Here is a 24799-nt window from a genome sequence, read left to right on the forward strand (position 1 = left end):
TTTTTATTTTTGAATCAAACCTTTCTCCACTAAGAAATCATGCGCAACGTCTTCCGCTTTTTCTCCATCCATATCCACTTTTGCATTCATCTTTAACATATCCTCTTCAGAGATTTGCCCTGCTAATTCATTTAACACTTTTTCGAGATCCGGAAACTTCTCTAACGCGTCTAAACGAACAACAGGTGCAGCATCATACTTAGGGAAAAATCCTAAATCATCTTGTGTTGTCTGTAATTCAAAACGTTCAATGCGCCCATCTGTTGTAAATGCCGGAATCACATCGACTTCCCCATTTTTTACAGCCTCATACATAAGATTTGGATCGAGACTTTTCGTTTCCGTGAATGTGAAAGGATAAGAATTGATCAAATCATCAAAACCGTCACCTTGTCTTTCATAGAATGCATGAGGCGCTCCAAACACCATATCCCCAAATCTCGAAACTTCCACAAGATCCGAATAAGTCTTTGCGTCATAATCTTTGTCTTTTGCATAAGCTAAAGTATACGTATTTTCAAATCCTAGTGGGCTTAACCAAGTTGCTTGAAATTTTTCTTCATACCCTTTTTTTACTCGTTCCAACACACTTTCAGAGCTTTCTCCAACCTCCGATTCTTCTTTTAGAACGTCCTTTAAACCTGTACCTGTATATTCTACATATAAGTCTATATCGCCCTTCTCAAGAGCTGGTGTCATAATCGCCACTTCTCCAAGTCCTTCTTTATACTCTACTTGATAATCTGTATGCTCTTCAATATATTGACCTAAAATTTGTGGCAGTATATATTGTTCTGTCCATGGCTTTCCCCCAATAACTAGTGTTTCCTCTGCATTCGTACAGGCACCTAATAATAGAGTCGATGCAATCCCTATCGTAACGAACATTTTCTTCATACGTCATCATCTCCCAGTCTTTAATCCTTTTGGTGTCGCTTTTTTCTCAATCCATTTCAAAACAAGGTCAAACAAAATGGCTAATATTGCAACAGGTAAGGCCCCTGCTAAGACGAGCGCATTATTATATGATTGCAAACCTCTATAAATAACATCACCTAATCCACCTGCCCCAACAAAAGTCGCAAGTGTCGCAATACCCACCGTCAAAACGGTAGCTGTTCGAATACCTGCCATGATGAACGGCAAAGCTAACGGGAACTCAATCTGACGCAACAATTGACCTGTCGTCATTCCCATTCCACGACCTGCTTCAATAATAGAATCATCGATTGTTGTAATGCCTGTATATGTATTTCGTAAAATAGGTAAAAGTGCATAAATGATTAAAGCAATCAGTGCAGTCATCGTGCCTATTCCAATGAGGGGCACTAGAAAACCAAACAACGCCAGACTAGGAATGGTTTGAAAAACGGCTGTCACTCCTATAATCGGCTCCGCAAATTTTCGATACCTAGCTACGAAAATTCCTAGCGGTAATGCGATACCAATACCTATCGCTAAAGCAATAAAAGATAAATAAATATGTTGTAAAAATGCTTCTTGTATTAAATCAGATCTACTTAAAAAAGTGTCTAAAAAAGTTTGCATTTACGACACCTCTTCCTTGGTGAGCATTGCACGTAGAAGAGTGGATTGGTTCACAAAGCCTAATTCTTCAATTCCTTTTTTTACAAGTAAACTTTCGATTCCTTCGTTTTCTAATAAATTGATCGCTTCTTCTACTAATATATTTGCTTCTACCGTTAAATAGGAGGATTGTTCGCTTCGTTTAAATGAAGGGATTAAATCTTGTAGCTCACGCTTTCCAACTGATCTTTTTCGATTGATACGCTCAATACCTATGAAGTCTTGAACAAATTGATTGATGGGGCTTTCTATTAGTTCGGTAGGTGTACCTATTTGCTCGATTTGACCGTTTCTCATAATGACAATTGTATCTGCTATTTTTAATGCTTCATCCATGTCATGTGTAACAAATACGATTGTTTTCTTCAGTTTCTTCTGTATATTTTTCATTTCCATTTGTAATTGTTCGCGACTAATAGGATCTAATGCGCTAAACGGCTCATCCATCAAGACGATAGCAGGATTTCCAGCTAATGCTCTTACTACTCCTATTCGTTGCTGTTGTCCTCCACTCAGCTCTAGTGGATATTTAGATAAATATTCCTGCGGATCGAGGCCAACCATTTGCATTAATTCATAAACCCGTTCCGTTGTTTTTGCTTTTGTCCATCCTTTTAGATTTGGTACAAGCGATGCATTTCTTTCAATCGACATATGTGGAAACAAACCAATTCTTTGAATAACGTAGCCAATTGTTTTTCTAAGCTCCACTGCGTCCACTGAAGAAACGGCTTTACCATCTACATATACTTCTCCAGAGGTTGGAACTTCTAACCGATTAATCATTTTCATCAATGTGGTCTTTCCGCAACCACTTGGACCAATAAGGACCACTAACGATTCTGCGGGGATTGTTAGTGAGATATCCTTTAAAGCTTCTGTCCCATCCTTAAACACTTTCGTTACCTTGTCAAATTGGATCAACTAATCTTTCCCCCTTATTACACTATATTTAACTGTTATTATATATACCCTTAAAATGTCTGTTTGAAGCATAAAAAAAACCAGATTCTTAATGTTATAGAATCTGGTTTGGACCTTATTATTTCATCCCTGTTACTTCAGCTACAATTTCATAGGATCTTAAGCGAGCTTTATGGTCGTATATCGTTGAGTTAATAATTATTTCATCTGCTTCAGTTTCCTCTAAAAATGCTTGCAGCTTCTCTTTTACTTCCTCTGGATTCCCAATGATCGTCGATTTCAATTGATGAAGAATACTTTCTTTTTCGAGCGGATTCCAAATCCCCTCCATAGTTTCTACAGGCGGTTGTATTTGACTAGGCGTATTTCGAATAAGACTTAAAAACTGTTGTTGATGGGTTGTAGAAAGTATTTTTGCTTCTTCTGTTGTATCCGCTGCAATGACATTAACACCAACCATTGCATATGGTTTATCTAAGACTCCTGATGGCTCAAAATAATGACGATATCTCTCAAGCGCTGGCAATGTATTTTCCGGTGAAAAATGGCTAGCAAATGAAAAAGGTAAGCCTAACTGACCAGCTAAAGTCGCACTAAAGCCACTCGATCCAAGAAGCCAAATTGGTATCTCCTGTCCTTCTCCCGGGATAGCTCTTACTCTATTGTGTTTAGAGTTTGCATCTAAATAACCTCGAAGCTCCTCTAATTGCTGAGGAAACTCATGTCCGCTGCTTCTGGAATCACGTCGCAGAGCCATCGCAGTTAACTGATCCGTTCCTGGTGCTCTACCTAATCCTAAATCTATTCTACCTGGGTACATAGCTTCAAGCGTTCCAAATTGCTCTGCAATAACAAGAGGTGCATGGTTCGGTAGCATAATACCACCTGATCCGACACGAATTTTTTTTGTGGCTGCCGCTACATATCCCATTACGACAGAGGTTGCTGAACTTGCAATACCTGGCATACTATGATGTTCTGCAAGCCATACACGATTATATCCCCACTTCTCTGCATGTTGCGCTAAATCTTTCGTATTTTGAAAAGCTTCAGCTGGAGTAGCTCCTTGAATAATGGGCGCTAAATCTAATACGGAATATTTGATTTGATCTAATGTTTTTGTTGCACTCAATTATCTCGTCTCCTTACTTCTAATTCATCATACTGTATTAACGATAGCGTACAACGAGGTAAAAACAAAATAATTGAACTTAAAAAGAGCAGATTCATACACCCCATCCTCGTGTAAAAAATCTGCTGCTTTTTGCTTAATTCAATTTAAAATCGGAGACTACATCTTGAAGTCTCTCCGACATTTCCGCTAAAGAACGGGATGCTGCTGTCATTTCAATCATGGATGCATATTGTTCTTCCGCAGCTGCAACAACATTTTGTGTGTAATCCGTAGATTTTTCTATTACATCTTTTGTATTGTTCACTTGTGTTACAAGAACTTCAGCATTACTATTAATTTCCTGAATTTCTGATGAAACAATAGATAATTTATTATTTATAGTGTCTATGTCTTCGGCTATTTTTTCGAACGTTTCACCTGCGTTTGAAACGTAATTCATACCATTTTCAATTGTTATTTTTCCTTCGTTAACGGTTTGGACAGTATGAGTTGTATCTATTTGAATTTCACTAATAAGCGAGGATATATTTTTTGCTGCATTTCCTGATTCCTCTGCTAACTTTCTTACTTCATCAGCTACTACTGCAAAACCTTTACCATGCTCGCCTGCTCGAGCAGCTTCAATTGCAGCGTTTAGCGCTAGTAAATTCGTTTGCTCTGCAATGCTTGTGATGACATTAATAATTTCTCCAATTTCTTGAGATTTCCGTTCTAATACAAGCATCGCTTCTGTTGTTACCGTACTTTGATTGTTAATTTGATTCATTTGTTCCACAGTTTGTTTAATCACTTCATTACCAGAGAGAGAAATTTTAGAAGTCTCAATGGATAGGTCATTTAACTCTTTAATATTGGTTGTTATTTCTGTAATGCTAGATGAAATTTGAGAAACAGAGTTTTTCGCTTCCTGCACTCCAAATAACTGACTTTCTTGACCGGAAGAAATTTGTTGGATAGACTCCGTGATTTCTTCTGATGCCCTACTAGTTTGTTCACTGCTGGCAGTCAGTTCTTCAGATGTGGCTGCCACTTGCTGTGCCGACATAGATACAGATTCAATTACTTCTCTTAAATTTGTGGTCATTGTATTTATTCCATTAGCTAGATTACCTAATTCATCCTTATTTTTAACCTTTATATGCTCAATTGCTAAGTCTTGATGTGCAATCAAATTTACACTATCAGCGATTAATTTAATAGGGTTACCCAGATGTCTTGAGAACAATAGGATGACGATTAAACCAACTATTGTACTTAGAACTAGTGTAGTCACAATAGTCATAAGGATCGAATTAATCCCTTTATTAAAATCTTCCATATATGTTCCTGCGCTTATGACCCATCCCCAGTTTGGATCTATTGTATTATAGGTGATTTTCGTTGCCGCAGTTCCAGGCTGATTTGGCAAGTCCCATTTATAGTTATAATAACCTCCTCCTGCTTCTGCCGTTTTAATCATATCCTGCACAATGTATTTTCCATCAATATCTTTCGTTTCCCATGCATTGGTTCCTTCTATGGTAGGATGGGCAATTTCTTCTCCGTTCTTTCCATAAATCACAAAGTAACCATTTGCTCCTAGGTCTACTTTGCTCGTTATGGCCCGCTTACCATCACTTTGTAATTCACCAATTAAATATTGCTTAACTTGTTCTTGCGCTTCTTCTAGCGTTAGATCACCGTTTTCAACTGCCTCATTTTTAGAATCAATTAGTAAAAGTGCCATTTCTACGCCATTCTTAAGTGTTTTTTCTCCTAGCTCATCAAGATTTTTTTTAGCTGACATATAACTACTAACCCCTATTATTAAACTAGGTATCAATAATAGACATATAGAAATGATAAAAAGCTTGGAACGTATTTTCATTTATTTTTCCCCTTTGATAAAATTATAAGTAACTCATGGTAGTCCTTCTATTGCATCAAAATCTCAACAATTGTATGTATTTTTCGACTACAAGTAATTTATCGACAAAAAAATATAATCTTTAATACCTAACTCATAGTAAATGTAGGCTATATATCTTTCCTAGTGATTTACAAGTTTCATACAAAAAGAGATCATTCCGATTAAAGGAAATGATCTCTTTTTTTATTTTATTCTTTTACAAAATCGATCGTACTTCTTACCGTATCGATTGGACGAACTAAGCTTTCTATTTGTGCACGCTTTGGTTCTAAAAACGGTGGTAAAGATAATTTTTCTCCAAGCGTTTCATATGGTTCGTCTCCCATAAATCCTGGACCATCTGTTGCAAACTCAAACAAAATACCATTTGCAACTCTTGCGTATAAACTTTGGAAGAAGAAACGATCCACAAAACCAGATGTTTGGAATCCAAAGCTCTCCATTCGATTCGTCCATTCATCTAAAACAGAACGATCTTCTACACGGAATGCTGCATGATGGACTGTTCCAAAACCTTGTCTACCAGGAGGGAGAATAATATTTTTCTCCACAATTACTTGAGCACCGTTTCCACCTTCTCCAACTTCAAATAAATGCAACGATCCTTCCTGTGCAATTTCTTTAAATAGCATTACTTTTTCTAACACTTCTTTCATATAATCGAACTCTGCAATTCGAATATGAATTGGTCCAAGTCCCGTAATAGCATACTCCAAAGGAATTGGGCCCTTTTGCCAAGGTGTTCCGGATGCAATTCCTTCATTATTTTCATCTGATATTAATTGATATTGTTGGTCATCAAAGTCTACAAAAGACAGAACTTTTACACCGAATTGCTCTTGAATTCCAGTATGCTTCACTTGTAAACGATCAAAACGTTTTACCCAGTAGTCTAGTGCAGCATCACTTGGCACGCGGAAACCTGTTTTATATATTTCATTTGTTCCGTGAGTTCCTTTTGGGATACCTGGGAAATCGAAAAATGTCATATCTGTTCCTGCTCCACCTACATCATCGGCAAAAAACAGGTGGTATGTTTGAATATCATCTTGATTTACTGTTTTTTTAACTAAACGCATACCTAATGTATATGTGAAAAATTTATAGTTTTCTTCTGCACTACTTGTAATTGCAGTTACATGGTGCATACCTTTTAAATGATTCATGTTAAATTCCTCCATTTTATATTACCTTTAATTAAAACATCTTCAATTCAAAGTAATTTTAACATGATAAAAAAGCCATGTCAAACAAATAGAAACTGTCCTCAAAACTTTAAAGCATTGGGACAGTTTCTACTGTTATTATGGTCATTTTTATTAGAAACATTACACGTCTATTTCTGTTCCTATTTGTTGTTCTTTCGCTTTTGCATATACACCTTTTGCAACTGCCAAATCAAAATAAGCAGCACCTACTGATTTGAAAAAGGTGATTTCTTCCTTATTTTCTCTACCATTTATAACACCAACGACAAGCTGACCAATTTCTCCATAGACTTGTTCAAAAGACCATTTTCCTCGTTCTTCTGCATCTATAAGCTCTCCTGCTTCCTCTTTAACACCCGCTAAGTCATCCACAACAATTTTAGCTGCACGAGTTATAGTTGTGAGATCCACTTCGTGCATATGTGGTAAATAGGAACCAACACCATTCACATGTGCGCCAGCTTTCAAATCAGCTCCATCAAAAACAGGTTCATTGGCACGAGTCGCACAGTTAATAATATCAGCTTGGCGAACAGCAGCTGCTACATTTTCTATAAGCTCATAGGCTGTTTGCACTCCAAACGCTTTGAGTTTTTCGCCAAATGCTTTTGCTTTTTCTAAGTTTCGGTTAACGAGTAGAATGCGTTCGATTGGACGGACAGCAAGTACACCAAGCACCTGTTCAAATGCCATAGCACCTGTACCAATTACCGCCAGCACTTTTGCATCTTGTTTCGCTAAATAATTTGTTGCGATTCCACTTAATGCCCCTGTCCGAAGTCTTGTTAAATAGGAGGCACTTAACATAGCTAAATGTTCTCCATTGGAGGCATCTGAGAGTAAGATGACTCCTTGGGTTGTCGCTTTTCCGTTCGCTGGATTATGCGGAAAAATAGTGACAACCTTCACCGCCGCTACTTCTCCCACTAAGTCAGCACTTGGCATATATAAGGCGGAGGCTTCATAATGGGGAAATTCGATCACTGTACGATGAGGGCTTGCAATCTTTTTGGCTTCCTTCCCTTTTAATACTTCCGTTACATCTTGAATGGCATCTTTCATAAGATATGTATTGATAATTTGTTGTTCATTTACTATTAACATGCAAAAACCTCCATTAATAAGAAAAGCGCAAGCGCCTATGTTAGAGGAATACAGTCTAAGTTCGCGACATCGTGTCGCAACGACTGCATGACCTGCCTCGTGCAGGCCTCCGACAGGCAAATGGGGATGGGGTAGGTCTGCAAGTGCGCCACTTCCTATGGCAAAGCAGACATAACCCGCATAGTGCGGGCCAAGGAGGCAGCTCCTCAGCCACCACAAGCGATTTTGTTTGCGACGAGCTTGCGCTGGAGCAGCTTTTTCCCATTTGACCCCGAGGGGCAAGGCGCTGGAGCTAGATCGTTACTGAGTAAAAAGTATATAATTTCTTATCATTAAAAAACCTCGTCTTTCATTAACACGAGCGAAAGACGAGATATTTTCTATTATCGCTTTATTTATTATGCTTTGCCCAATGTATTAGAAACCTTAGACTGTTCTTTTGTGCTTTCTGTATCTACTTTGCTAATGTCATCTAAATGCTCTTGACTACGATCTTTTACTGCCCATATTGCTAACAATGAAATAACAGCAGTGAATATAATGTAGCAAGCAACTGGAATATATGAATCATTAAACTTCAACAGTAAACTTGCCGCAACGAGCGGCGCAGTACCACCAGCAACCGCTGCGCCAATTTGATACCCCAGCGTAATTCCTGTATATCGCACTTTTGCATCGAAAATTTCGGAAAACATCGTCCCTAATACTGCAGTAATCGGTGACCAAATGATACCTAATCCAATAATCGTCGCAATAACTAATAATGCAACAGATTCCTGATGTAACATCCAGAAGTATGGGAAAGCAAAAACAATCATCCCAATAGTTCCAGTGACGTAAAGCTTTTTACGACCTATTTTATCAGAAAGACTTCCCATAATCGGTATTAAAATCGTAGTAACTATTGTAGCTATCATAACGGAATTTAACACGGCTGTTCTTGAGAATCCTAGATTTGTTGTCGCGTAAGATACGACAAACGTACCGAAGATATAAAATGGTGCTGTTTCTACTACTTTTGCCCCGATTGCGATTAGTACTTCGCGCCAATGATACTTTAACGTATCTACTATTGGCAGTTTAGGAATTTCGCCTGATTTTTGTACCTTTTTGAATGATGGTGTTTCGTCAATTCCTTTCCGAATCCATAATCCAAAAACAACTAATAATGCACTAAAGATGAATGGAATACGCCAACCCCAAGTCATAAATGAACCTTCAGGCAACAAGGTCATGATCGATAATGCAACAGTCCCTAGAACCATCCCTATTGTTACACCCATTTGAGGAATAGCGCCGTATAATCCGCGTTTTTCTTTGGGCGCATACTCAACTGCAAGAAGTAAAGCTCCTCCCCATTCTCCTCCAATACCTAAGCCTTGAACGAGACGTAGCGTTATTAATAGAATGGGAGCCCAAACACCTATCGCTTGATAAGTAGGAAGTAATCCCATACCAAATGTTGCAACCCCCATTAAACTTAACGTAAGAACAAGCGTCTTCTTCCGTCCAATTCTATCGCCAATATGACTAAAGATAACTCCCCCAAATGGACGAATAAAGAAAGCAAGTGCAAATGATGCATAAGCAAGAATAGTTCCAACTGATGGATCTTCCGTAACAAAGAATAATTGGTTAAATACAAGAGCTGCTACCGTTCCATACAAAAAGTAATCGAACCATTCAATCGAACTTCCTACTAAACTAGCAATCCATACTTTCCGCATTTGTTTTGAATCCATTTTACCTCTCCCCTTTATAAAAAATTGAAGTGACACTTTAATTCTCCCATTTTCATTGTAATTAGTTTGAAATTTTCTGTCAATATACCTTACAAATTATTTGCATTGGGCGTCCTATAAAAATAATGTATGATTTACTTAAGAGTATAATAAAGTGAAACATCAATCATTGGGGGTTTTCCGACGCACAGGACGTTCTAGTGCGGACGTTGCGACATGGACGTCGCGCTTTTAGTCCTCGTCCTCCCCCAATGATTGTAAGTTGAGGCCCACACGATGTGGGTCACGCAGACATTGCAAACGCTCTTTTATTTTGCGACGAGCTTTGCGCAGGAACAACACGATTGTTGCGTACTTAGTCTGCGATCATTCAATCGGGCTTTTACGGGCAGTTGATCGCCCACTTAACTTTTCGCTTTTCTTAAATCTTGAAGTGGGAGTCTTACTGCCCGTTAAGGCGGGATAAAAGGAGTATTCAATATGTCTTCACATTCAATAGGGCAGATATTAAAACAATTACGAAAAGAAAGGAAGCTTACTTTAAAAAGTCTAGCTGAACTAACAGATGTCTCTATTAGTTTCTTATCCCAAGTAGAGCGTGGTAAATCGAGCGTCACTTTAGAATCCTTGAAAAAAATAGCAGATGCGCTAAAAGTAAACCCAACTGTATTTTTTTCCGATCATTCACAGACTGATGACCTAAATTCCATCAGACAGCAATTTTATTACCAAGATTTATCAAATGGAATACCCGATGCTTCTTACATACCTATCTTAGTCACACTGCAACCAGGGGAAAATGAGGGAAATGCCTTTTCTCATAGTGGGCATGAATTTTTATATGTTATTGAAGGCACTTTAACTGTAGTAGTTGATGAGAAAGAAGAAGAATTAGGGGAGCAACAATCTACCATGTTTGATGCAAATAAAACGCACTATTGGTATAACTTGACGAACAAACCAGTACGATTTTTAGTCATATCCTCAAAATAATATACATGCAAAAGGAGTGAGAACAAGAAACTCACTCCTTTTTAACATTTCAATTTAACTAAGTTTTTAACTCTAGGCAGTACTCTTTTTCAATTTACTTTTTTAGCCCCACTCCAGTACATTTCTCGTAATAAGAACTTTTGGAGTTTCCCAGTTGCTGTTTTTGGTAAGCTATCTACGAACTCAAATGATTTTGGAACTTTGAAATGGGCCATAACGGACCTGCAATAGTCGATCATCTCTTGCTCCGTCACATTCTTTTCTTCACGAAGCACAACAATCGCTTTAGGAACCTCTCCCCATTTTTCATCTGGTACAGCAATAACAGCTGTCTCTAAAACATCTGGATGCTTATACAATACCCCTTCAATTTCCGTAGAAGAGATATTCTCCCCACCAGAAATAATCATGTCTTTTATACGGTCTTGAATTTCAATATACCCATCTGGATGTGTTACTGCCAAATCCCCCGTATGGAACCATCCGTCTACGATTGCTTCTGCTGTTTTTTCCGGATCTTTGTAATAGCCTTCCATAACGACATTCCCACGCGTGATTATTTCACCAATTTCCTTACCATTCCAAGCAACTTCTTTTCCATCTTCCTGACTGACCACTTTTGTCTCCCCATTAAACGCTAGTTCAATACCTTGTCTAGCTTTTATCGTTGCTTGTTCATCCGATGATTTATCATCGAATTCTTTTTTCCATTCGCTATATAGAATGAATGGAGATGTTTCAGTCAGTCCATAAACATGCATCATATTTAGTCCAAGAATCTCTTGCGCTTTGCCTATTAGTGCAGCTGCGGGTGGTGCTCCTGCTGTACCCATTCGAGGATTCGTAGTAATCTTTACTTCTTTTGCCTTTGGTTCATTCACTAACATATTTACAACTGTAGGTGCACCACATAGCAGGCTGATTTTATGTTTTTCAAACAGATCCAAAATAAGCGGTGGATCTACCTTACGTAAGCACACATGCGTTGCTCCAGTGGCGGTAATTGCCCACACCCCTCCCCAACCATTCGCATGGAACATCGGCAATGTATGAAGATACACATCATCATGCTGTACACTTAGATGATACATAAAGTTAGCTGCATTTAAGTAATTACCTCGATGCGTTAGCATAACCCCTTTTGGTTTGGAAGTCGTACCGCTTGTATAATTTAATGTGAGTAATTGATTTTCATCTATATCCACTTTTGGAATTGAAGCATCACCAAAGTCCTGATTGATAAATTCTTCATAATAGATACCTTCCAATAAATTCGTATGCCCTTCCACTGCAACGACTATTATTTGTTCTAATGACAAGCTATGTCGGATTCCCTCTATTAAATGACTATATTCTTCATCCACAATGAGCATTTTAGAATCACTATGTTTAATAATATATTCCAAGTCTTCTGCATTTAATCGATAATTTAAAGGGACATGTACCGCGCCAAGCTGGCAAATCCCATAAAAACTTTCTAACATATAATGGGTATTTGGCAGCATGACCGCAATATGATCTCCTTTTTGTACTCCAGCCTTCGCTAAAGCAAGAGAGAGTCTATCCGCTCGTTCCCCAAACTCTTCATATGTAAACTGTTTTTCTCCATCGATTACCGCAGTTTTTTTCGGATAATATTTAATCGCTCTTCTTTTCCAATCTAATGGTGTTAATGCAGCAAACATTCCAACCAACTCCTCTTTTAAAATGAAGTTTCTTTTTGTTCGATTGATCTATAAACCCCTTTTTGCTTGAGTGTATTTATCGTCTCTTTGCTATGACCCATTTCTTTTAAAATTTCTTCCGAGTCATTTCCAGTGTTCACCCCTGCAAAACGGTAGTTTGCTTGTTGCGTGGAAAACTTAATCGGAAAAGCAATTTGACTCTGTGTACCTCCTTCTTTCTTCGGTACAGAAACTACCATTTCTCTAGCTTTTAATTGTGGATGTTTTACAGCTTCTGAGAAACTCAATACGGGTTCAATACACCCGTCAAAGCCCTCTTCAAGAATACTTACCCATTCATATAAAGTTTTTTGCTTAATAGCTTTTACCAAAATTTCTTTAAAAGCCTGCTGTTCTTCCTTACATTCACTACTACTTAGTTTTATTAAATTTGGGTCGCCGATTAACTCACACAGCATCGCTTGAAACGGTGGTTCTAAACTACCAATAGAAAGATAGCGATTATCCTTCGTTTCATAATAATCATAGAAAGAGCCTCCATTTAATAATAAGGATTCAGGCTCCGGCTCTTCTTTTCCTACTAGATATCCAGGACCATACATTGCATTCAATGAAAAAGATACATCTGTAATGCTTATATCAATCTGCTGACCTTCTCCAGTTTTTTCACGGTGATAAACAGCCGCTAAAATTCCTATTACAGCAGGCATGGAACCCCCTGCAATGTCAGCTACTTGTACACCTGAAGGTACAGGAAGTTGATCTTTCCTAAAGGAATAACTTGAAATACCGGCCAATGATAAATAGTTAATATCATGTCCTGCACGATTACGTAGAGGACCTGTTTGTCCGTATCCGGTAATGGAGCAAAAAATAATTTTAGGATTGATTTCTTTTAACTTTTCATACCCTATTCCCAATTTGTCCATTACTCCCGGACGAAATTGTTCGATAACAATATCGTATTCTTGTATCAGTTGATAGATGATTTCTTTGGCTTCACACTGTTTTAGATCCAATGCTATAGAACGTTTAGAACGATTTAAATGTCCAAAAGTAGCGGATACTTCTCCATCGATTGGACCCAAATATTTTACTAAGTCCTCCCGATTTGGAGCTTCCACTTTCAACACCTCTGCTCCCATATCTGCTAACATCATAGTGGCAAATGGTCCAGGCAGTAAGGTCGAAAAGTCTAAAACTTTCAAACCATTTAAGATTCCCAAGTACTCACACCTCCGTAATATTTAATTTTTAGAAATCTACGAATTTTCTTTCTATTATTATATTGTAGTGATTATTGTATCCGTTTTCAATAGTCGTTATATTAAAATTCTCTGATTGTTTTCTTTCTCTTATTCTCGGGAATATATATGTGGAAATGATGCAAGTAGGAGGAAACAAAGATGGTTAAAAAGCAAAAGAAGCGGATATTTATCGGATTTCTCTGTCTGTTCGCTCTTATCTATATAACAGTTATTTTATGGCACACGTATAAACCTCTTCCAGAAGGAGTTTCATTTGAAGGGAATATACATAAAACGAATCATGTAGAATTTATAACAGACCTTACTTATGCACAAGATCAAGAAGGAACTGGAATGATACATGAAAATCATATTTTTGAGGAAGTAAATACAATGATTACCGAGGCAGAAGAATTTGTCGTCGTCGACTTTTTCTTATTTGATGGTTATTATGATGAAGATGAAGACTTCCCCAAAATTGCAGACAACTTATCTAATACCCTCGCGAATAAGAAAAAAGAGAATCCTAATATGCCAGTAGTATTCATAACAGATCCACTCAATCGTGGATACGGCTCTTATGAAAATGAATGGTTCCAAAAAATGAGAGACGCTGGTGTAGAAATAGTCTATACCGACTTAGATCAATTGAGAGACTCTACTCCAATCTACTCAGGCATTTATCGAATATTTTTTCAGTGGTTTGATATCGGAGGAAAGGGCTGGATAGCAAATGCGATGGCAAGTGATGCACCTAAAATGACAATTGCCTCGTATATGACATTGCTGAATGTGAAAGCAAACCATCGAAAAGCAGTCATAACAGAAAAGGAAGCAATGGTGACTTCTTCCAACCCACATGATGCGAGTGGTTTTCACGGTAATATTGCATTAACAGTAAATGGTCCTATCATTAATGATATTCTAAAGTCAGAAGAGGCAGTATCCTTGTTCTCTGGTGGTCCTAAACTTCCGCGCATCCAAGCAGAAGAAGTAGAGGGAGAGTATGAAGTGCAGTATTTAACAGAGAAAAAGATTTTAAATAAGTTACTTGCAGATTTAGCAGTTACCAAAAAAGGAGACAAGATTTGGCTTGGTATGTTTTTTGTAGCAAAGCGGGATATTGTCAATGCATTAATCGATGCAGCAAACCGCGGAGTAGAAGTAAATCTAATACTGGATCCAAATGAGAACTCCTTTGGTCAAGAAAAATCTGGCTTACCAAATCGCCCGGTTGTCCAAGAAATGGTGGAAGATACAAAAGAGAAAATGAACATCAGGTGGTATAACACCGTTATCGGCCAATATCATACAAAAGCAATTTGGATTCAAACGAAGGATCATACAATCATTTCAAGCGGTTCTGCTAACTACACAGAACGCACATTGGACAATTATAATTTAGAAAATAACCTGCGAGTTATCGCACCAAATGATAGTGAGCTTGCCTTACAAATGGAAGCTTATTTTGAACGTCTTTGGAATAATGAAGATGCTATGTATACAGTAGATCTAGAAAAATTTCAGGATAGTTTTACTTGGTGGCAAAGATGGATATACTCACTTCAAAAGTTACTAAAAATTACAACCTATTAATGGAATAACCCCGAATCTAGTTTTTATCATTGAGCCTAAGATTCGGGGCTTTCTTTATTAGTCCTTCAGTTTTGTTCAATTACATAGTTCTAAATAAAAAAAGTCTCCATCATGTAAATAAACGACTGGAAAAATGCGTTCAGCATCCAACTTGTATTCGATAGGAAAGTACATAATAATTTTACGTTTGGTTACTTCTAACTTGATAAACCCTCCTTCAACCTTTGTCATCATTAGCATTCACTCTTATTTATTCATAAAGCGAAAGGCTCTACTCATAATGGTTGGAACAACAGATGCATGGTTTTCACCTTCCGCAATATACAGCTCAACTTCTAATTGTTCTGTTTTGTGCTCGCTCATATTCGCATACAACTGCTTGGCATCATCGACCATAAAGTCCTCTTCACCACCAACCAACATTAACAACTTTCTATAGGCATGCAGCGCGGTCTTTTGAAAATATTGTTCTGCATGGATGAATAGCTCATACTCATTCCACCAAATAGAAGGACTAGTTGCTACATAATATGGAAATAACTCTGGACGTTTAAATAAAGCCCAAACTACAAACAGTCCACTTAATGAATGACCAAATAGTGTCTGTTTTTCCTTATTAACTGCATATTTTTCATTAATAACTGGCATCAATTCCTGCTCGATAAAATCCAGAAACTTTTCTGCTCCGCCATGATTCCAAATTTGTGTTCCTTTGAAACCTTCTGGGTATTTATATTGTTCTGCAAAAGGCGTAAACTCATAAAATCTTCGTTTTCCCACTTCTTCTTTCGTACCTTTATGTCCGATTCCTACAACAATTGCAGGAGAGATAAGTGTTTTTGGTCCATTTCCTGATTGCAACCTTACAATGTCACGACCAAACTGGAAATACCAATTCCCATCTAAAATATAATAGATTGGAAACCCTTTTCCCGGCACTTCTTCCAAGGGAATGGCCACTTTTATGTCATACGTATAATCCATTATGCTAGATTTTATTTCCCAAAACTCTGTATCTTCTAGCCACACTTTATCTATCATTTCTTTATCCTCCATTTTATCCCGGATTAAAGGGCAATAAGACGTCTTGTCCGTCGGAATCCCTACTGATTGAAGTATCACTTTATATAGCCATAGCAAACAGGCGAGCCGTTCTCTACATCTATCATAATTTTGGCTTCAATTTGAAAGACGCGCTTCATTACTTCCTTCGTTAAAATTTCTGACGATCTTCCAACTGTAGTAATTTCCCTGTCTTAACTAACTCCTTCTAATATTTATTAAACTAGGTCAAGTTTAATTGATAACGATTATCATTATCATGATACGGCATTAAAAATAGAATTACAATACTATTTCTCAAAAAATTAGTACCTTAAAAATAAATACTTTATATCAAATATATAAAGTTGTCCCTCTATTCTACTAATTATAAAAACACCTAGCTCTGACACAATTTAAAATTGTATCTAACTAGGTGTTCAAAAATATTACTTATCAATCAGTAAGCTCTCTTTTAGTATATTCGATTAACCAGCAATCCCGATATTCACCCTCATGCAGTTCGTTTTTAGGCAAGAGCTTAACTTTCTTAAATCCACTTTTTTCATAACAGCGTATTGCTCTTTCATTCCATGTTTGAGGATCCATTACCACTCTGTCTGCTTTTTTTTGTTCAAGTAGAAACTTCACAGTAGAGTTCACTAAGAGTGTTCCAATACCTTTATTCCAATAGGCAACTTCTCCAATGAATTGATCCATACCATATAAAACTTCAGTGATATCTGCATAACCATATAATTTTCGCTCATCAAGATCCACTGGGTAAAATTGAATATATCCAATCGGAGTATTGTCAAACTCGACAATACACCTGTCCACCCCATTTTCGCGGTTATAAAATTTCTCCTGTACTTTATTGTCATCAAATGGATTGTCTCTTCCTTCATAAAACTCTAGTACAGCTGGATTGGAAAGCCATTTGGCTAATAAAGAACTATCTTGTTGCCCTAATAAACGTACAGATAGCTTGTCATTTTGAAATAACATCTTCCACACTTCCCCCTTTTTTTAACTACGAGGTGCCAACAACATAACAGACACGCCAATTAAGCATATGAGAGCCCCAATCCAATCATATGTATCTGGTACTTTTTTATCGACACCCCAGCCCCAAAGAACTGATAAAACAATAAATACACCACCATAGGCCGCATACACTCTACCGAAAGAAGGAAACATTTGAAATGTAGCGATAACACCATAAAGAGCCAATGCAATCCCACCAATAAGCCCTAAATATGCAGACTTGCCTTCTCTCAGCCATTGCCAAATAAGATAGCCACCTCCTATTTCAGCTAAACCAGCAATCAAAAATAGTGCAATTACGGAAAACAAAATATACTCATCCTCTCGAACTAATACATACAATTATTTCGTTTCTACAATATGACCTACACTCGTTGGTAACTCTAATATTCTCTCTTTTAGAAATAGCGGATATAAGTTCATTTCCTTTAATTCCTCTATGGCAACCCAGTAATATGTATGTATTTTCCCATTTTCATTCTCGGTAAATTCATTTCCTTTGCTTAATAATTCCTGGTTTTTCAACTCTACTAAATAGAAAAAACAAATTTCATGAAATTTCTCCCTCAACGTAGCTTCTATAAAAAAGTTTTCATTTACCCATAACAGACGTTTTACATTCACTTCTATGGATAGCTCTTCTTCCATTTCACGTGTTATTGCCCTTTCACTTGTTTCGTTCAGCATAACTCGGCCACCTGGAACATAATAATACGATTGGTTTTGATCTTTCATGATGAGTAATTTACCGTCATGTATTAATAACCCTGCTACCCGGTAATTGAATCTGCCTTCGACTGTTTGAAATGAGATATCCATATTTATTCCCACCCTTTGCAAACGTCTACCCATTCCCGTCCGTTTGCATATGTAAATAACTCTTCACAGGTAAGTTCTATAGCACTATTACTACTTCCACAAGCAGGAAAAACAGTATCAAAACGTTTTAATGATTCATCTAAGTACACAACCACATCATCTGGAACACCAAACGGGCATACGCCACCTACTGCATGTCCTACATGTTCGAGTACTTCATCTGGCGTTAGCATTTTTGCCTTTACTCCAAAAGTTGCTTTGAATTTAGCGTTATCGATTTTAGCGTCGCCTGCAGATACTACCAAAATACATTTATCTTCTTTTATAAATGATAATGTTTTGGCTATTCGTGCTCCTTCTACATTTAGAGCTTGAGCAGCTAACTCGACCGTTGCACTAGACGCCTCGTATTCCAATATTCTTTCTTCGATTCCAAACTCTTTAAAATAATCTCTTACTACCTCAATTGCCACTAGATACACCTCGTTTTTTTAATAGTGAAACTTCTTCTCTAATAGTACCATTAATTAAAAGGACAACCAAAAAGATGGTTGTCCTAGGTGTACTACGCTTCTGGTTCAAATGTTTTACAATCTGTTTCTTCACTATTGGAAGCTTGTTTCCCTTTATTACTTACAACATAAATAGCAGTAGCATTACACTTGTTTCCAGATCCCCAATACGTACAGTTGTTTACTTCACAAAGAACATCTTGAGCCATAGTTTCACACCTCCTCATTGCTAGCATGAACAATTGGATTATGATTAATACTAGTACAAACGAAGTGCGTATTAGTAGATGTGTTAAAATGAAATTATTTATATTGGGGGAATGAGTTAATGCAAAAGCTTATATTTGAATCAGCATGGGATAAAACGATATCCGATAAGGACCGCAAAGAAATTGAAGCAATCTTTCTCGAAACAAGCCAATCCGGCAATCAAGGTATTCAACTTACACCATTATGGCAAGCTATTAACCATAATGGTGAATTATTAGTAACCGTACTTATCCATAACTTCACCATGCATGCTTTTTCCTTTCAAAACACAAAACTTAGATATACGGAAGCAAATGAAATTCTCATCGAACATTTCTTCACAATACCTTCGTTTAGCATGCAAGCGAAAACCAGTATGCCATGGACGTTTATTTTTCCAAATGAAAACTTGGACAAAAAAATTACGCTTGAAAATGGTCATTTAGAAATAATTTAAGTTTTTTTATTCTTAAATGTGATGCTTTACTTTTCACAAGATAATATGCGTCATTCACAACAATTTCATTTAATAATCTGAAGAGGTTTGTCGTGGTCGAGATCTTATGTTGTACTACTTTTAATCGTACAATTCCCACTGTAAACGTTACTTGTTTACTTAAATAATTTCCTTGAATCGATTTACAATGCAGCTTTGGAGGATGTCGATTTTATTTTTCATTATCCAGAAACTATTAGGTAGTAGTTTATACATATGCGTGGTTTATTGAATAGCCTATAAGAGCAGAAAAATAATCCAAGGAGGTTATAAAATTGTCACGTAGAAGAAATCCTCGTTTTTGTATATTTCCAGGATATAATTGGTGTGGACCTGGTTGTAGCGGACCCGGTGCACCTATAAATGAGGTAGATGCAGCATGTAAAGCACATGATGAATGTTACAACAAAGGTAGAAATCGATGTGAATGTGATCGCGAGTTTGTCGAGCGGCTACGTCCAAATATAAACCCTTATACACAACAAGGAAGACATGCTCGACTTCTTTATAATTATATGAAATTGCAATCAAGCTTTACGTGTAACTCTTTTAGAATATAAGGTTAATCAAAATCACTATAGAAAAAATCTGAAAGCCATAGAAAACCGGCATTCAGTTTTTTTGCATTTCCTCTTTATATTTCGTTACACAATTTTGGCAAATACAATGCTTTCTTATACTTTCTTCCGGGATTAATTCAAAAATCCCTTTTGGAAATTCCTCTATCGTACACCAACATCCACTTGGCTCTGTTTTGTCTACCATGCATTTGTTTTCTTCTCCGCAAAGCGGACAATGGGTATTAGCCATTTCAATCCTCCTATTTTACGTAAATCGTTACTTGGTTCTTTCCATTTATTTTTGATTTATTTAATTCTTTGCATGCAATTGTATTCATGTCATCCATGCTATCAAACTGTTTGCACTGGCCCAATACTCCACCTACACTAATCGTTAAAGCGTAAGCATGTTGTTCCGAACAGTAGAGTAAAGACATTTCCTCCACAGAAGTTCTCAATTCTTCTGCGATTTTCTTTAATTCACTTTGACTAATATGCTTCAAAAAAGCAACGAATTCATCTCCACCGAATTTTCCTGCTACTCCTCCATACTTTTCAATAACTTTTTTCAGGCAATCCCCTATTTTCTGTATAGCACGGTTCCCTTCTATAGGACCATGAAAATCATTATATCTTCTTAAATAATCAACATCGATGATTAATAAAGCCACCCAAATATCTGCATTGCCTTCATCATTCCTAAATTGTGAAAGAGATTCGGTAAAGTATTTACGATTTGCTAACTTTGTCAAATCATCGTAGAACTCTTCTGTACTTAAATTTACATTCATTTGGTCAAAATTCTCTACTATTTTCTTTTGCTTAGTAAACTCTTTTTTCAAGTGGTCACTCATTCTACCTATTCCCTCACTTCTTTCTTAATTAAAATCAGTTATCTTAATTGTATAACACTATATTCAGACTATTCCACAAAAAAAGAAAGGTACCAGATTCTGATAGATTTCAGAATCTGATACCTTTTAAATACGTCATTTTTTAAATGTTAAGCCTTCCGTGTCTAGCGCAGCTCTTAGCTTCGGTAAAGATGCAGGCCCCATACCGTGAAACTTTAAAATGTCTTTTTCACTAAAGCTTGATAGCTGCTCCAAAGAAGTGATTCCACTGTTTTCTAATGCACGTCTTGCAGGTGCAGAAAGTAGAGAGAGAAACCCAGTTTCAGGTTTTCGTTCCTGTTCACAAGTAGGACACGTAGGACAATCGCTGCTTTTATAATATTCATGTCCTTTTTCGCATTTTCTTAAAGTTTTTGGGCTAGTATTGATGGCTGATTTCTCCTTTTCTAAATAGTTTTTCCGTAATAAAACTATTACAACTATTCCCTCATATTTTACAACTAACTTTCCCTTTACGCCAACTAAAATCCACCAGTAACAATGACCTTTAAGTCGTTGTTACTGGTTCTTTTGATAATATTCTCTAAAAACGAATACGAAATGCTTTTACGATAATTCCATCATTTGCTGGTTCGAAGTCAAACTGAGGCAACCGTTCAAAACCTAGATGTTCATACAATTTGATGGCATTTTCCATAAAATCTGCAGTATGAAGACCCATTTCCGAGAAACCATTCTCCTTTGCACGTTTAATACATTCATTAATGAGCAATGTTGCCACACCTTTTCCTCTAGTTTTAGAAGAGGTAGCAAGCATTCGTAACTCTGGATATCCAAGTTCGTCTTCCAAGAGACCATCATATGCTTTTATAGCAGGAGAAAACAAAGCAACACTTCCTAATATTTCTCCATCGTCTTCTACTACTATTCGTTCCACACCAGTTTCAATATCTCCATCCGATAAGATGGATTTTTTTAAAGCCTGAAAGTGGTCTTCTGGAATTTTTGTTGCATGTTCTTCATATGCAGCTAATCTTAGCTCTCTAATTGTAGAGAGCTCTGCTGGTACAGCGTCTCGGATAATCATAATTTCTCCATCTCCTTACTTCTTATTTACTTTCGTGAATGAGAAACTTTTCTTTATTTCCACTTAATTCTTCGCGGTTATGTACAGAATGGAAGTTAGAAGTATCCGGACCTTTCGGTAAAATATTGAGGCTTTTTTGATCATCGCTCGCGATATGATTAGATAAATGATAATGTATTTTAATCGCGTCAAAATCTGTCGTATCCCCAAAACCAGGTGTTTGATATAAATCTCTTAAATACCCCCATAAGTTCGGATAATCCACGATACGATTACGATTCGCTTTAAAAGCAGAATAATACGCAACATCAAAGCGGACAAGCGTAGCATACAATCGAACATCGGTATCAGTTATAAAGTCTCCAAATAAGAAGCGCTTCGTGGCTAAACGTTGTTCCAATTCATCTAATCGTTCAAATAACACATCATACGCTTCTTCATAAGCTTCTTGTGAACGTGCAAATCCACATTTGTATACACCATTATTCACATCATGGAAGATAACATCACTTAATGCATCGATTTCTTCCCGTAAATGTTTCGGATATAAATCAGGTGCATTTTCTTTATGAAATGGAGCCCAAGCCGTTTCCAAATGATTAGTTAATCTAAAATAATCGTTATTCACTGCTATTCCTTCTTTAATATCCACCATAACAGGCACAGTTGGTCTACCCGCATACTCTGGGTCTGCCTTTTTATACACTTCGCTTATATATTGAATACCTAAAACAGGATCTACCCCGTCTATATCTAAAGAAAATTCCCAGTCTACGCGGTCGATATTAGGACGCATTGGACTGGCTGTACCTAAACTAATGGCATCCTCTAAACCTAGTAAACTTCGAACAATTACCGAGCGATGCGCCCATGGACAAACGGCAGCCCATAGAAGACGATAGCGTCCTGCTTCTATCAGAAGTTCATCTGGATTATTTCCAAAGGGGGTATTAAAGTGATTTTTTTGGCGATTAAATTTTCCTTTTTCATCCACTTCAGTTGGTGCTTGTTTCTGCGACTTTTCCATTTTTATCATCCTCTTCTATTTGATATTTTACAAATCCATAGTTTTCTTCTTGGTTTAATTAAGTTTATGATTTTATTATTTCGAAGTCAAGGTAAAAGAAGTAGTAATTCTCTGCCAACTTCAATGAAAAATTTTAAAGGTAGCTGTATTTTTCAATCAAATTTCACGACCATTTTATAAAATGAGATTCGGGACGGAAAATAAATATGGGGGAAGTAATTTGAAGATATAAAAAGCGTCTTTAAACCATTTTTTTGAGGGTTTTAGTGTAGGAAAAGTAATTGCTTTGAATGATGATTACAATACAAGATTACTATGACCGGGACCGGTATCGAAGGTGTTCAAAAATCAGCCTAGTTTAACAGATACCTTTCCTTCTCCCGAACCAAAACGGTAATTGCTTCGCAAGAATCGGCTGTTGGGTTTCTTCTTGGTGTTCAAAGTGATCGTATAATTCCTTGAATCTTAATTCCTTGGGGTGGACATTTCTGAAAGTTTAATATAGCAGGCTGAGCTTTTCTCTTTTATTTGAAATGAATAGTCCGTTTCTCCAAACTCGATGGCAACCTCATAGCCTAACGGTTCAAAAAGATTGCGAATCTCCTGTTCACTTAACTCCGTTGCCACAGGACCAAAACTAAAATGGAAAGAAAAAGAGTGCTCTACCCATTTTTCATAAGCTTCTTTTGGCTTGCCATTTAATGCAGTACTCAAAGCAGAACGAATAAGCGAAGTGAAAATACTACTCACCGCAAATTCCCTGTCATTTATGTAGTTTGTAATGTCATAAGCACCAGAAGACTGATTGATAAGTGAAAGAGAATCAGTCGTAACAAAGATTGTCATCTCCATCTGTTTATCTGTAAATGTAGAAAAAAAGAGCCGTATCGCATGATCTTTTTGGGTTCGCTCGTATAAATTACTTGGAATTTTAGCAAGCAGATGGGAGAGAACTTGTACATTTTCACCTGTCGCTCTAATCGTTAGTTGCACTATATCCACCCTTTCCTGTTTTTCATTGTCTATCTAAATGAGAAGGCGTATCGCGAAGAAGTTGGACAAAAAGCCCATCTCCTTCTAACCATTCAGCGATGAGAATATCTTTATCGCTTGTAATCCCTTTTGCATGAAGCTGACCGGTTAACCACACCTCATCAAAACCTAAGTCTTCTATTTCATCCCATAAAACTTTGCCATCTCTTATTAAAGTTACTGGCGCATAAACTGTTTTAGAAACTAGATTGAGATCCTCTTGAGTTGTTTTTTGATACTTGGATTTCTTTAAAATACTTAACGATCCATTTGCTTCTAAATAACAATATGCGACCTCTCGAATAGAAAAGGTTTCACTTTGTCTAAGTAAGCTTTGAAGCTGATTCAAATTCATTCGGTTTTTCTTTAATTGTTCTCGGTCCACCACGCCATTTTTTATCAATGCGGATGGTTTTCCTTCAAATATTCCACGTATAGCTAAAAACTTTTGCCCAAGAAATTCAACGATGAAAAGTAAAATACTCCATAGTGCCATCGTATAAATAATATAAAATAACCCTACATCATTATGATACAATCCATTACCAAGTAATTCACCTAATACTATCGCAGCAATGAAAGTAAAAGGGCTTATTTGCTTAATGATTTTCTTCCCTACAAATTTAACGATTAAAAAAAGAAGAAAAAAACCGACAATCAATTCTATAGTAATATTTAATATGTGCACTTTCCTTACAACCCCGTTCCAGCTATTCTTTCGACTAGTTATCTCCCAATTGCCGAAGATATAAAACTCCACTGAAGAAACTCAGCGTTACTGGATTGTTTGTCACGAATCCACTTCCATAAAATTACTATTACAACTAAACCGGTGATTATTACAACTAAAAGCTCCAGTTTTCCAACTAAACCTTCCATTTTTCCAACTAAACCCTCTTGTTTTCCAACTAAAAATTTTAGAAAAAAATAACCGCCATCCCAAAA

General features: G+C 36.9%; 29 protein-coding genes. 4 read left to right on the top strand and 25 right to left on the bottom strand.

Going from position 1 to position 24799, the window contains the following annotated elements:
- Positions 1–3 precede the first annotated feature (3 nt).
- The 8 genes from FG382_RS22770 to FG382_RS17920 all read right to left on the bottom strand — a co-directional run bounded on the left by FG382_RS22770 (position 4) and on the right by FG382_RS17920 (position 9609).
- Positions 4–897, bottom strand: coding sequence for a glycine betaine ABC transporter substrate-binding protein (locus FG382_RS22770; protein ID WP_170206573.1), 894 nt, complete (start codon positions 895–897; stop codon positions 4–6).
- Between the two features lie 6 nt (positions 898–903).
- Positions 904–1548: an ABC transporter permease gene (locus tag FG382_RS22775; RefSeq protein ID WP_170206574.1), complete on the bottom strand. Its 645-nt coding sequence runs from the start codon at positions 1546–1548 to the stop codon at positions 904–906.
- On the bottom strand, positions 1549–2511 hold the full coding sequence (locus FG382_RS17895) for an ABC transporter ATP-binding protein (protein ID WP_142540256.1): 963 nt from the start codon (positions 2509–2511) through the stop codon (positions 1549–1551).
- Between the two features lie 118 nt (positions 2512–2629).
- Entirely contained in the window at positions 2630–3643 is a 1014-nt protein-coding gene (locus FG382_RS17900; protein ID WP_142540257.1) for an LLM class flavin-dependent oxidoreductase, read from the bottom strand.
- Positions 3644–3779: 136 nt separating this feature from the next.
- Positions 3780–5513 carry a methyl-accepting chemotaxis protein gene (locus FG382_RS17905; protein ID WP_142540258.1) on the bottom strand — a complete coding sequence of 578 codons (1734 nt, stop codon included), beginning with the start codon at positions 5511–5513 and terminating at the stop codon, positions 3780–3782.
- A gap of 230 nt (positions 5514–5743) precedes the next feature.
- The gene (locus FG382_RS17910) at positions 5744–6721 is read right to left on the bottom strand and encodes a ring-cleaving dioxygenase (protein WP_142540259.1); all 978 of its coding nucleotides are present in this window, start codon (positions 6719–6721) and stop codon (positions 5744–5746) included.
- A gap of 162 nt (positions 6722–6883) precedes the next feature.
- On the bottom strand, positions 6884–7867 hold the full coding sequence (locus tag FG382_RS17915; protein WP_142540260.1) for an ornithine cyclodeaminase family protein: 984 nt from the start codon (positions 7865–7867) through the stop codon (positions 6884–6886).
- Between the two features lie 398 nt (positions 7868–8265).
- A complete protein-coding gene (locus FG382_RS17920; RefSeq protein WP_142540261.1) occupies positions 8266–9609 on the bottom strand; it encodes an MFS transporter in 1344 nt (447 codons plus the stop codon).
- A 480-nt stretch (positions 9610–10089) separates the two neighbouring features.
- Here FG382_RS17920 and FG382_RS17925 point away from each other — a divergent pair, with 480 nt between their 5' ends.
- Positions 10090–10602 carry a helix-turn-helix domain-containing protein gene (locus FG382_RS17925; RefSeq protein ID WP_142540262.1) on the top strand — a complete coding sequence of 171 codons (513 nt, stop codon included), beginning with the start codon at positions 10090–10092 and terminating at the stop codon, positions 10600–10602.
- Positions 10603–10691: 89 nt separating this feature from the next.
- Here FG382_RS17925 and FG382_RS17930 read toward each other — a convergent pair whose 3' ends face one another.
- Together FG382_RS17930 and FG382_RS17935 are read right to left on the bottom strand one after the other, a co-directional pair.
- Positions 10692–12287, bottom strand: coding sequence for a long-chain-fatty-acid--CoA ligase (locus FG382_RS17930; protein ID WP_142540263.1), 1596 nt, complete (start codon positions 12285–12287; stop codon positions 10692–10694).
- Positions 12288–12304: 17 nt separating this feature from the next.
- Entirely contained in the window at positions 12305–13513 is a 1209-nt protein-coding gene (locus FG382_RS17935; protein WP_142540264.1) for a CaiB/BaiF CoA transferase family protein, read from the bottom strand.
- A 180-nt stretch (positions 13514–13693) separates the two neighbouring features.
- Between FG382_RS17935 and FG382_RS17940 the strand changes: the two genes are divergently transcribed.
- Positions 13694–15130, top strand: coding sequence for a phospholipase D family protein (locus FG382_RS17940; RefSeq protein ID WP_142540265.1), 1437 nt, complete (start codon positions 13694–13696; stop codon positions 15128–15130).
- Between the two features lie 75 nt (positions 15131–15205).
- On the opposite strand, the gene FG382_RS22780 is transcribed toward FG382_RS17940, so the two are convergent.
- The 7 genes from FG382_RS22780 to FG382_RS17970 form a co-directional block, all read right to left on the bottom strand.
- Complete coding sequence (locus FG382_RS22780) at positions 15206–15361, bottom strand: hypothetical protein (protein WP_211356422.1); 156 nt, start codon at positions 15359–15361, stop codon at positions 15206–15208.
- Positions 15362–15376: 15 nt separating this feature from the next.
- Entirely contained in the window at positions 15377–16171 is a 795-nt protein-coding gene (locus FG382_RS17945; RefSeq protein WP_142540266.1) for an alpha/beta hydrolase, read from the bottom strand.
- Positions 16172–16627: 456 nt separating this feature from the next.
- Positions 16628–17179, bottom strand: a complete 552-nt coding sequence (locus FG382_RS17950; protein ID WP_142540267.1) for a GNAT family N-acetyltransferase — start codon at positions 17177–17179, stop codon at positions 16628–16630.
- Positions 17180–17200: 21 nt separating this feature from the next.
- Entirely contained in the window at positions 17201–17527 is a 327-nt protein-coding gene (locus tag FG382_RS17955) for a YnfA family protein (protein ID WP_142540268.1), read from the bottom strand.
- 33 nt (positions 17528–17560) lie between these two features.
- A complete protein-coding gene (locus tag FG382_RS17960; RefSeq protein WP_142540269.1) occupies positions 17561–18037 on the bottom strand; it encodes an NUDIX hydrolase in 477 nt (158 codons plus the stop codon).
- 2 nt (positions 18038–18039) lie between these two features.
- Positions 18040–18510, bottom strand: a complete 471-nt coding sequence (locus FG382_RS17965; RefSeq protein ID WP_142540270.1) for a YbaK/EbsC family protein — start codon at positions 18508–18510, stop codon at positions 18040–18042.
- A gap of 92 nt (positions 18511–18602) precedes the next feature.
- Positions 18603–18758, bottom strand: a complete 156-nt coding sequence (locus tag FG382_RS17970; protein ID WP_142540271.1) for a DUF1540 domain-containing protein — start codon at positions 18756–18758, stop codon at positions 18603–18605.
- Positions 18759–18877: 119 nt separating this feature from the next.
- On the opposite strand from FG382_RS17970, the gene FG382_RS17975 reads away from it, so the two are divergent.
- Entirely contained in the window at positions 18878–19255 is a 378-nt protein-coding gene (locus tag FG382_RS17975; protein ID WP_142540272.1) for an SLAP domain-containing protein, read from the top strand.
- A 314-nt stretch (positions 19256–19569) separates the two neighbouring features.
- The gene (locus tag FG382_RS17980) at positions 19570–19854 is read left to right on the top strand and encodes a phospholipase (protein ID WP_142540273.1); all 285 of its coding nucleotides are present in this window, start codon (positions 19570–19572) and stop codon (positions 19852–19854) included.
- Positions 19855–19906: 52 nt separating this feature from the next.
- Here FG382_RS17980 and FG382_RS17985 read toward each other — a convergent pair whose 3' ends face one another.
- From FG382_RS17985 to FG382_RS23040, 8 genes are all read right to left on the bottom strand, one after another.
- Positions 19907–20104: a cysteine-rich CWC family protein gene (locus FG382_RS17985; protein WP_142540274.1), complete on the bottom strand. Its 198-nt coding sequence runs from the start codon at positions 20102–20104 to the stop codon at positions 19907–19909.
- A 10-nt stretch (positions 20105–20114) separates the two neighbouring features.
- Positions 20115–20696: a GGDEF domain-containing protein gene (locus FG382_RS17990; protein ID WP_170206576.1), complete on the bottom strand. Its 582-nt coding sequence runs from the start codon at positions 20694–20696 to the stop codon at positions 20115–20117.
- 147 nt (positions 20697–20843) lie between these two features.
- Positions 20844–21137: an RNA polymerase alpha subunit C-terminal domain-containing protein gene (locus FG382_RS17995; RefSeq protein WP_142540335.1), complete on the bottom strand. Its 294-nt coding sequence runs from the start codon at positions 21135–21137 to the stop codon at positions 20844–20846.
- 154 nt (positions 21138–21291) lie between these two features.
- On the bottom strand, positions 21292–21795 hold the full coding sequence (locus FG382_RS18000; protein WP_142540276.1) for a GNAT family N-acetyltransferase: 504 nt from the start codon (positions 21793–21795) through the stop codon (positions 21292–21294).
- 22 nt (positions 21796–21817) lie between these two features.
- The gene (locus tag FG382_RS18005) at positions 21818–22822 is read right to left on the bottom strand and encodes a glutathione S-transferase family protein (RefSeq protein WP_142540277.1); all 1005 of its coding nucleotides are present in this window, start codon (positions 22820–22822) and stop codon (positions 21818–21820) included.
- 465 nt (positions 22823–23287) lie between these two features.
- A complete protein-coding gene (locus tag FG382_RS18010) occupies positions 23288–23815 on the bottom strand; it encodes a hypothetical protein (protein WP_170206577.1) in 528 nt (175 codons plus the stop codon).
- A gap of 22 nt (positions 23816–23837) precedes the next feature.
- Complete coding sequence (locus FG382_RS18015; protein WP_142540279.1) at positions 23838–24542, bottom strand: DUF421 domain-containing protein; 705 nt, start codon at positions 24540–24542, stop codon at positions 23838–23840.
- A gap of 38 nt (positions 24543–24580) precedes the next feature.
- The gene (locus FG382_RS23040) at positions 24581–24733 is read right to left on the bottom strand and encodes a hypothetical protein (RefSeq protein WP_211356423.1); all 153 of its coding nucleotides are present in this window, start codon (positions 24731–24733) and stop codon (positions 24581–24583) included.
- Positions 24734–24799 lie beyond the last annotated feature (66 nt).

Origin of the sequence: Psychrobacillus lasiicapitis, from assembly GCF_006861795.1 — a bacterium.
Taxonomy (GTDB): domain Bacteria; phylum Bacillota; class Bacilli; order Bacillales_A; family Planococcaceae; genus Psychrobacillus; species Psychrobacillus lasiicapitis.

Excerpts from the sequence above, each read along its gene's own strand:
- FG382_RS22770 (WP_170206573.1), bottom strand. The coding sequence starts at position 897 with ATGAAGAAAATGTTCGTTACGATAGGGATTGCATCGACTCTATTATTA.
- FG382_RS22775 (WP_170206574.1), bottom strand. The coding sequence starts at position 1,548 with ATGCAAACTTTTTTAGACACTTTTTTAAGTAGATCTGATTTAATACAA.
- FG382_RS17905 (WP_142540258.1), bottom strand. The coding sequence starts at position 5,513 with ATGAAAATACGTTCCAAGCTTTTTATCATTTCTATATGTCTATTATTG.
- FG382_RS17910 (WP_142540259.1), bottom strand. The coding sequence starts at position 6,721 with ATGAATCATTTAAAAGGTATGCACCATGTAACTGCAATTACAAGTAGT.
- FG382_RS17915 (WP_142540260.1), bottom strand. The coding sequence starts at position 7,867 with ATGTTAATAGTAAATGAACAACAAATTATCAATACATATCTTATGAAA.
- FG382_RS17920 (WP_142540261.1), bottom strand. The coding sequence starts at position 9,609 with ATGGATTCAAAACAAATGCGGAAAGTATGGATTGCTAGTTTAGTAGGA.
- FG382_RS17925 (WP_142540262.1), top strand. The coding sequence starts at position 10,090 with ATGTCTTCACATTCAATAGGGCAGATATTAAAACAATTACGAAAAGAA.
- FG382_RS17930 (WP_142540263.1), bottom strand. The coding sequence starts at position 12,287 with ATGTTTGCTGCATTAACACCATTAGATTGGAAAAGAAGAGCGATTAAA.
- FG382_RS17940 (WP_142540265.1), top strand. The coding sequence starts at position 13,694 with ATGGTTAAAAAGCAAAAGAAGCGGATATTTATCGGATTTCTCTGTCTG.
- FG382_RS22780 (WP_211356422.1), bottom strand. The coding sequence starts at position 15,361 with ATGACAAAGGTTGAAGGAGGGTTTATCAAGTTAGAAGTAACCAAACGT.
- FG382_RS17945 (WP_142540266.1), bottom strand. The coding sequence starts at position 16,171 with ATGATAGATAAAGTGTGGCTAGAAGATACAGAGTTTTGGGAAATAAAA.
- FG382_RS17950 (WP_142540267.1), bottom strand. The coding sequence starts at position 17,179 with ATGTTATTTCAAAATGACAAGCTATCTGTACGTTTATTAGGGCAACAA.
- FG382_RS17960 (WP_142540269.1), bottom strand. The coding sequence starts at position 18,037 with ATGGATATCTCATTTCAAACAGTCGAAGGCAGATTCAATTACCGGGTA.
- FG382_RS17970 (WP_142540271.1), bottom strand. The coding sequence starts at position 18,758 with ATGGCTCAAGATGTTCTTTGTGAAGTAAACAACTGTACGTATTGGGGA.
- FG382_RS17975 (WP_142540272.1), top strand. The coding sequence starts at position 18,878 with ATGCAAAAGCTTATATTTGAATCAGCATGGGATAAAACGATATCCGAT.
- FG382_RS17985 (WP_142540274.1), bottom strand. The coding sequence starts at position 20,104 with ATGGCTAATACCCATTGTCCGCTTTGCGGAGAAGAAAACAAATGCATG.
- FG382_RS18000 (WP_142540276.1), bottom strand. The coding sequence starts at position 21,795 with ATGATTATCCGAGACGCTGTACCAGCAGAGCTCTCTACAATTAGAGAG.
- FG382_RS18005 (WP_142540277.1), bottom strand. The coding sequence starts at position 22,822 with ATGGAAAAGTCGCAGAAACAAGCACCAACTGAAGTGGATGAAAAAGGA.
- FG382_RS23040 (WP_211356423.1), bottom strand. The coding sequence starts at position 24,733 with ATGGAAGGTTTAGTTGGAAAACTGGAGCTTTTAGTTGTAATAATCACC.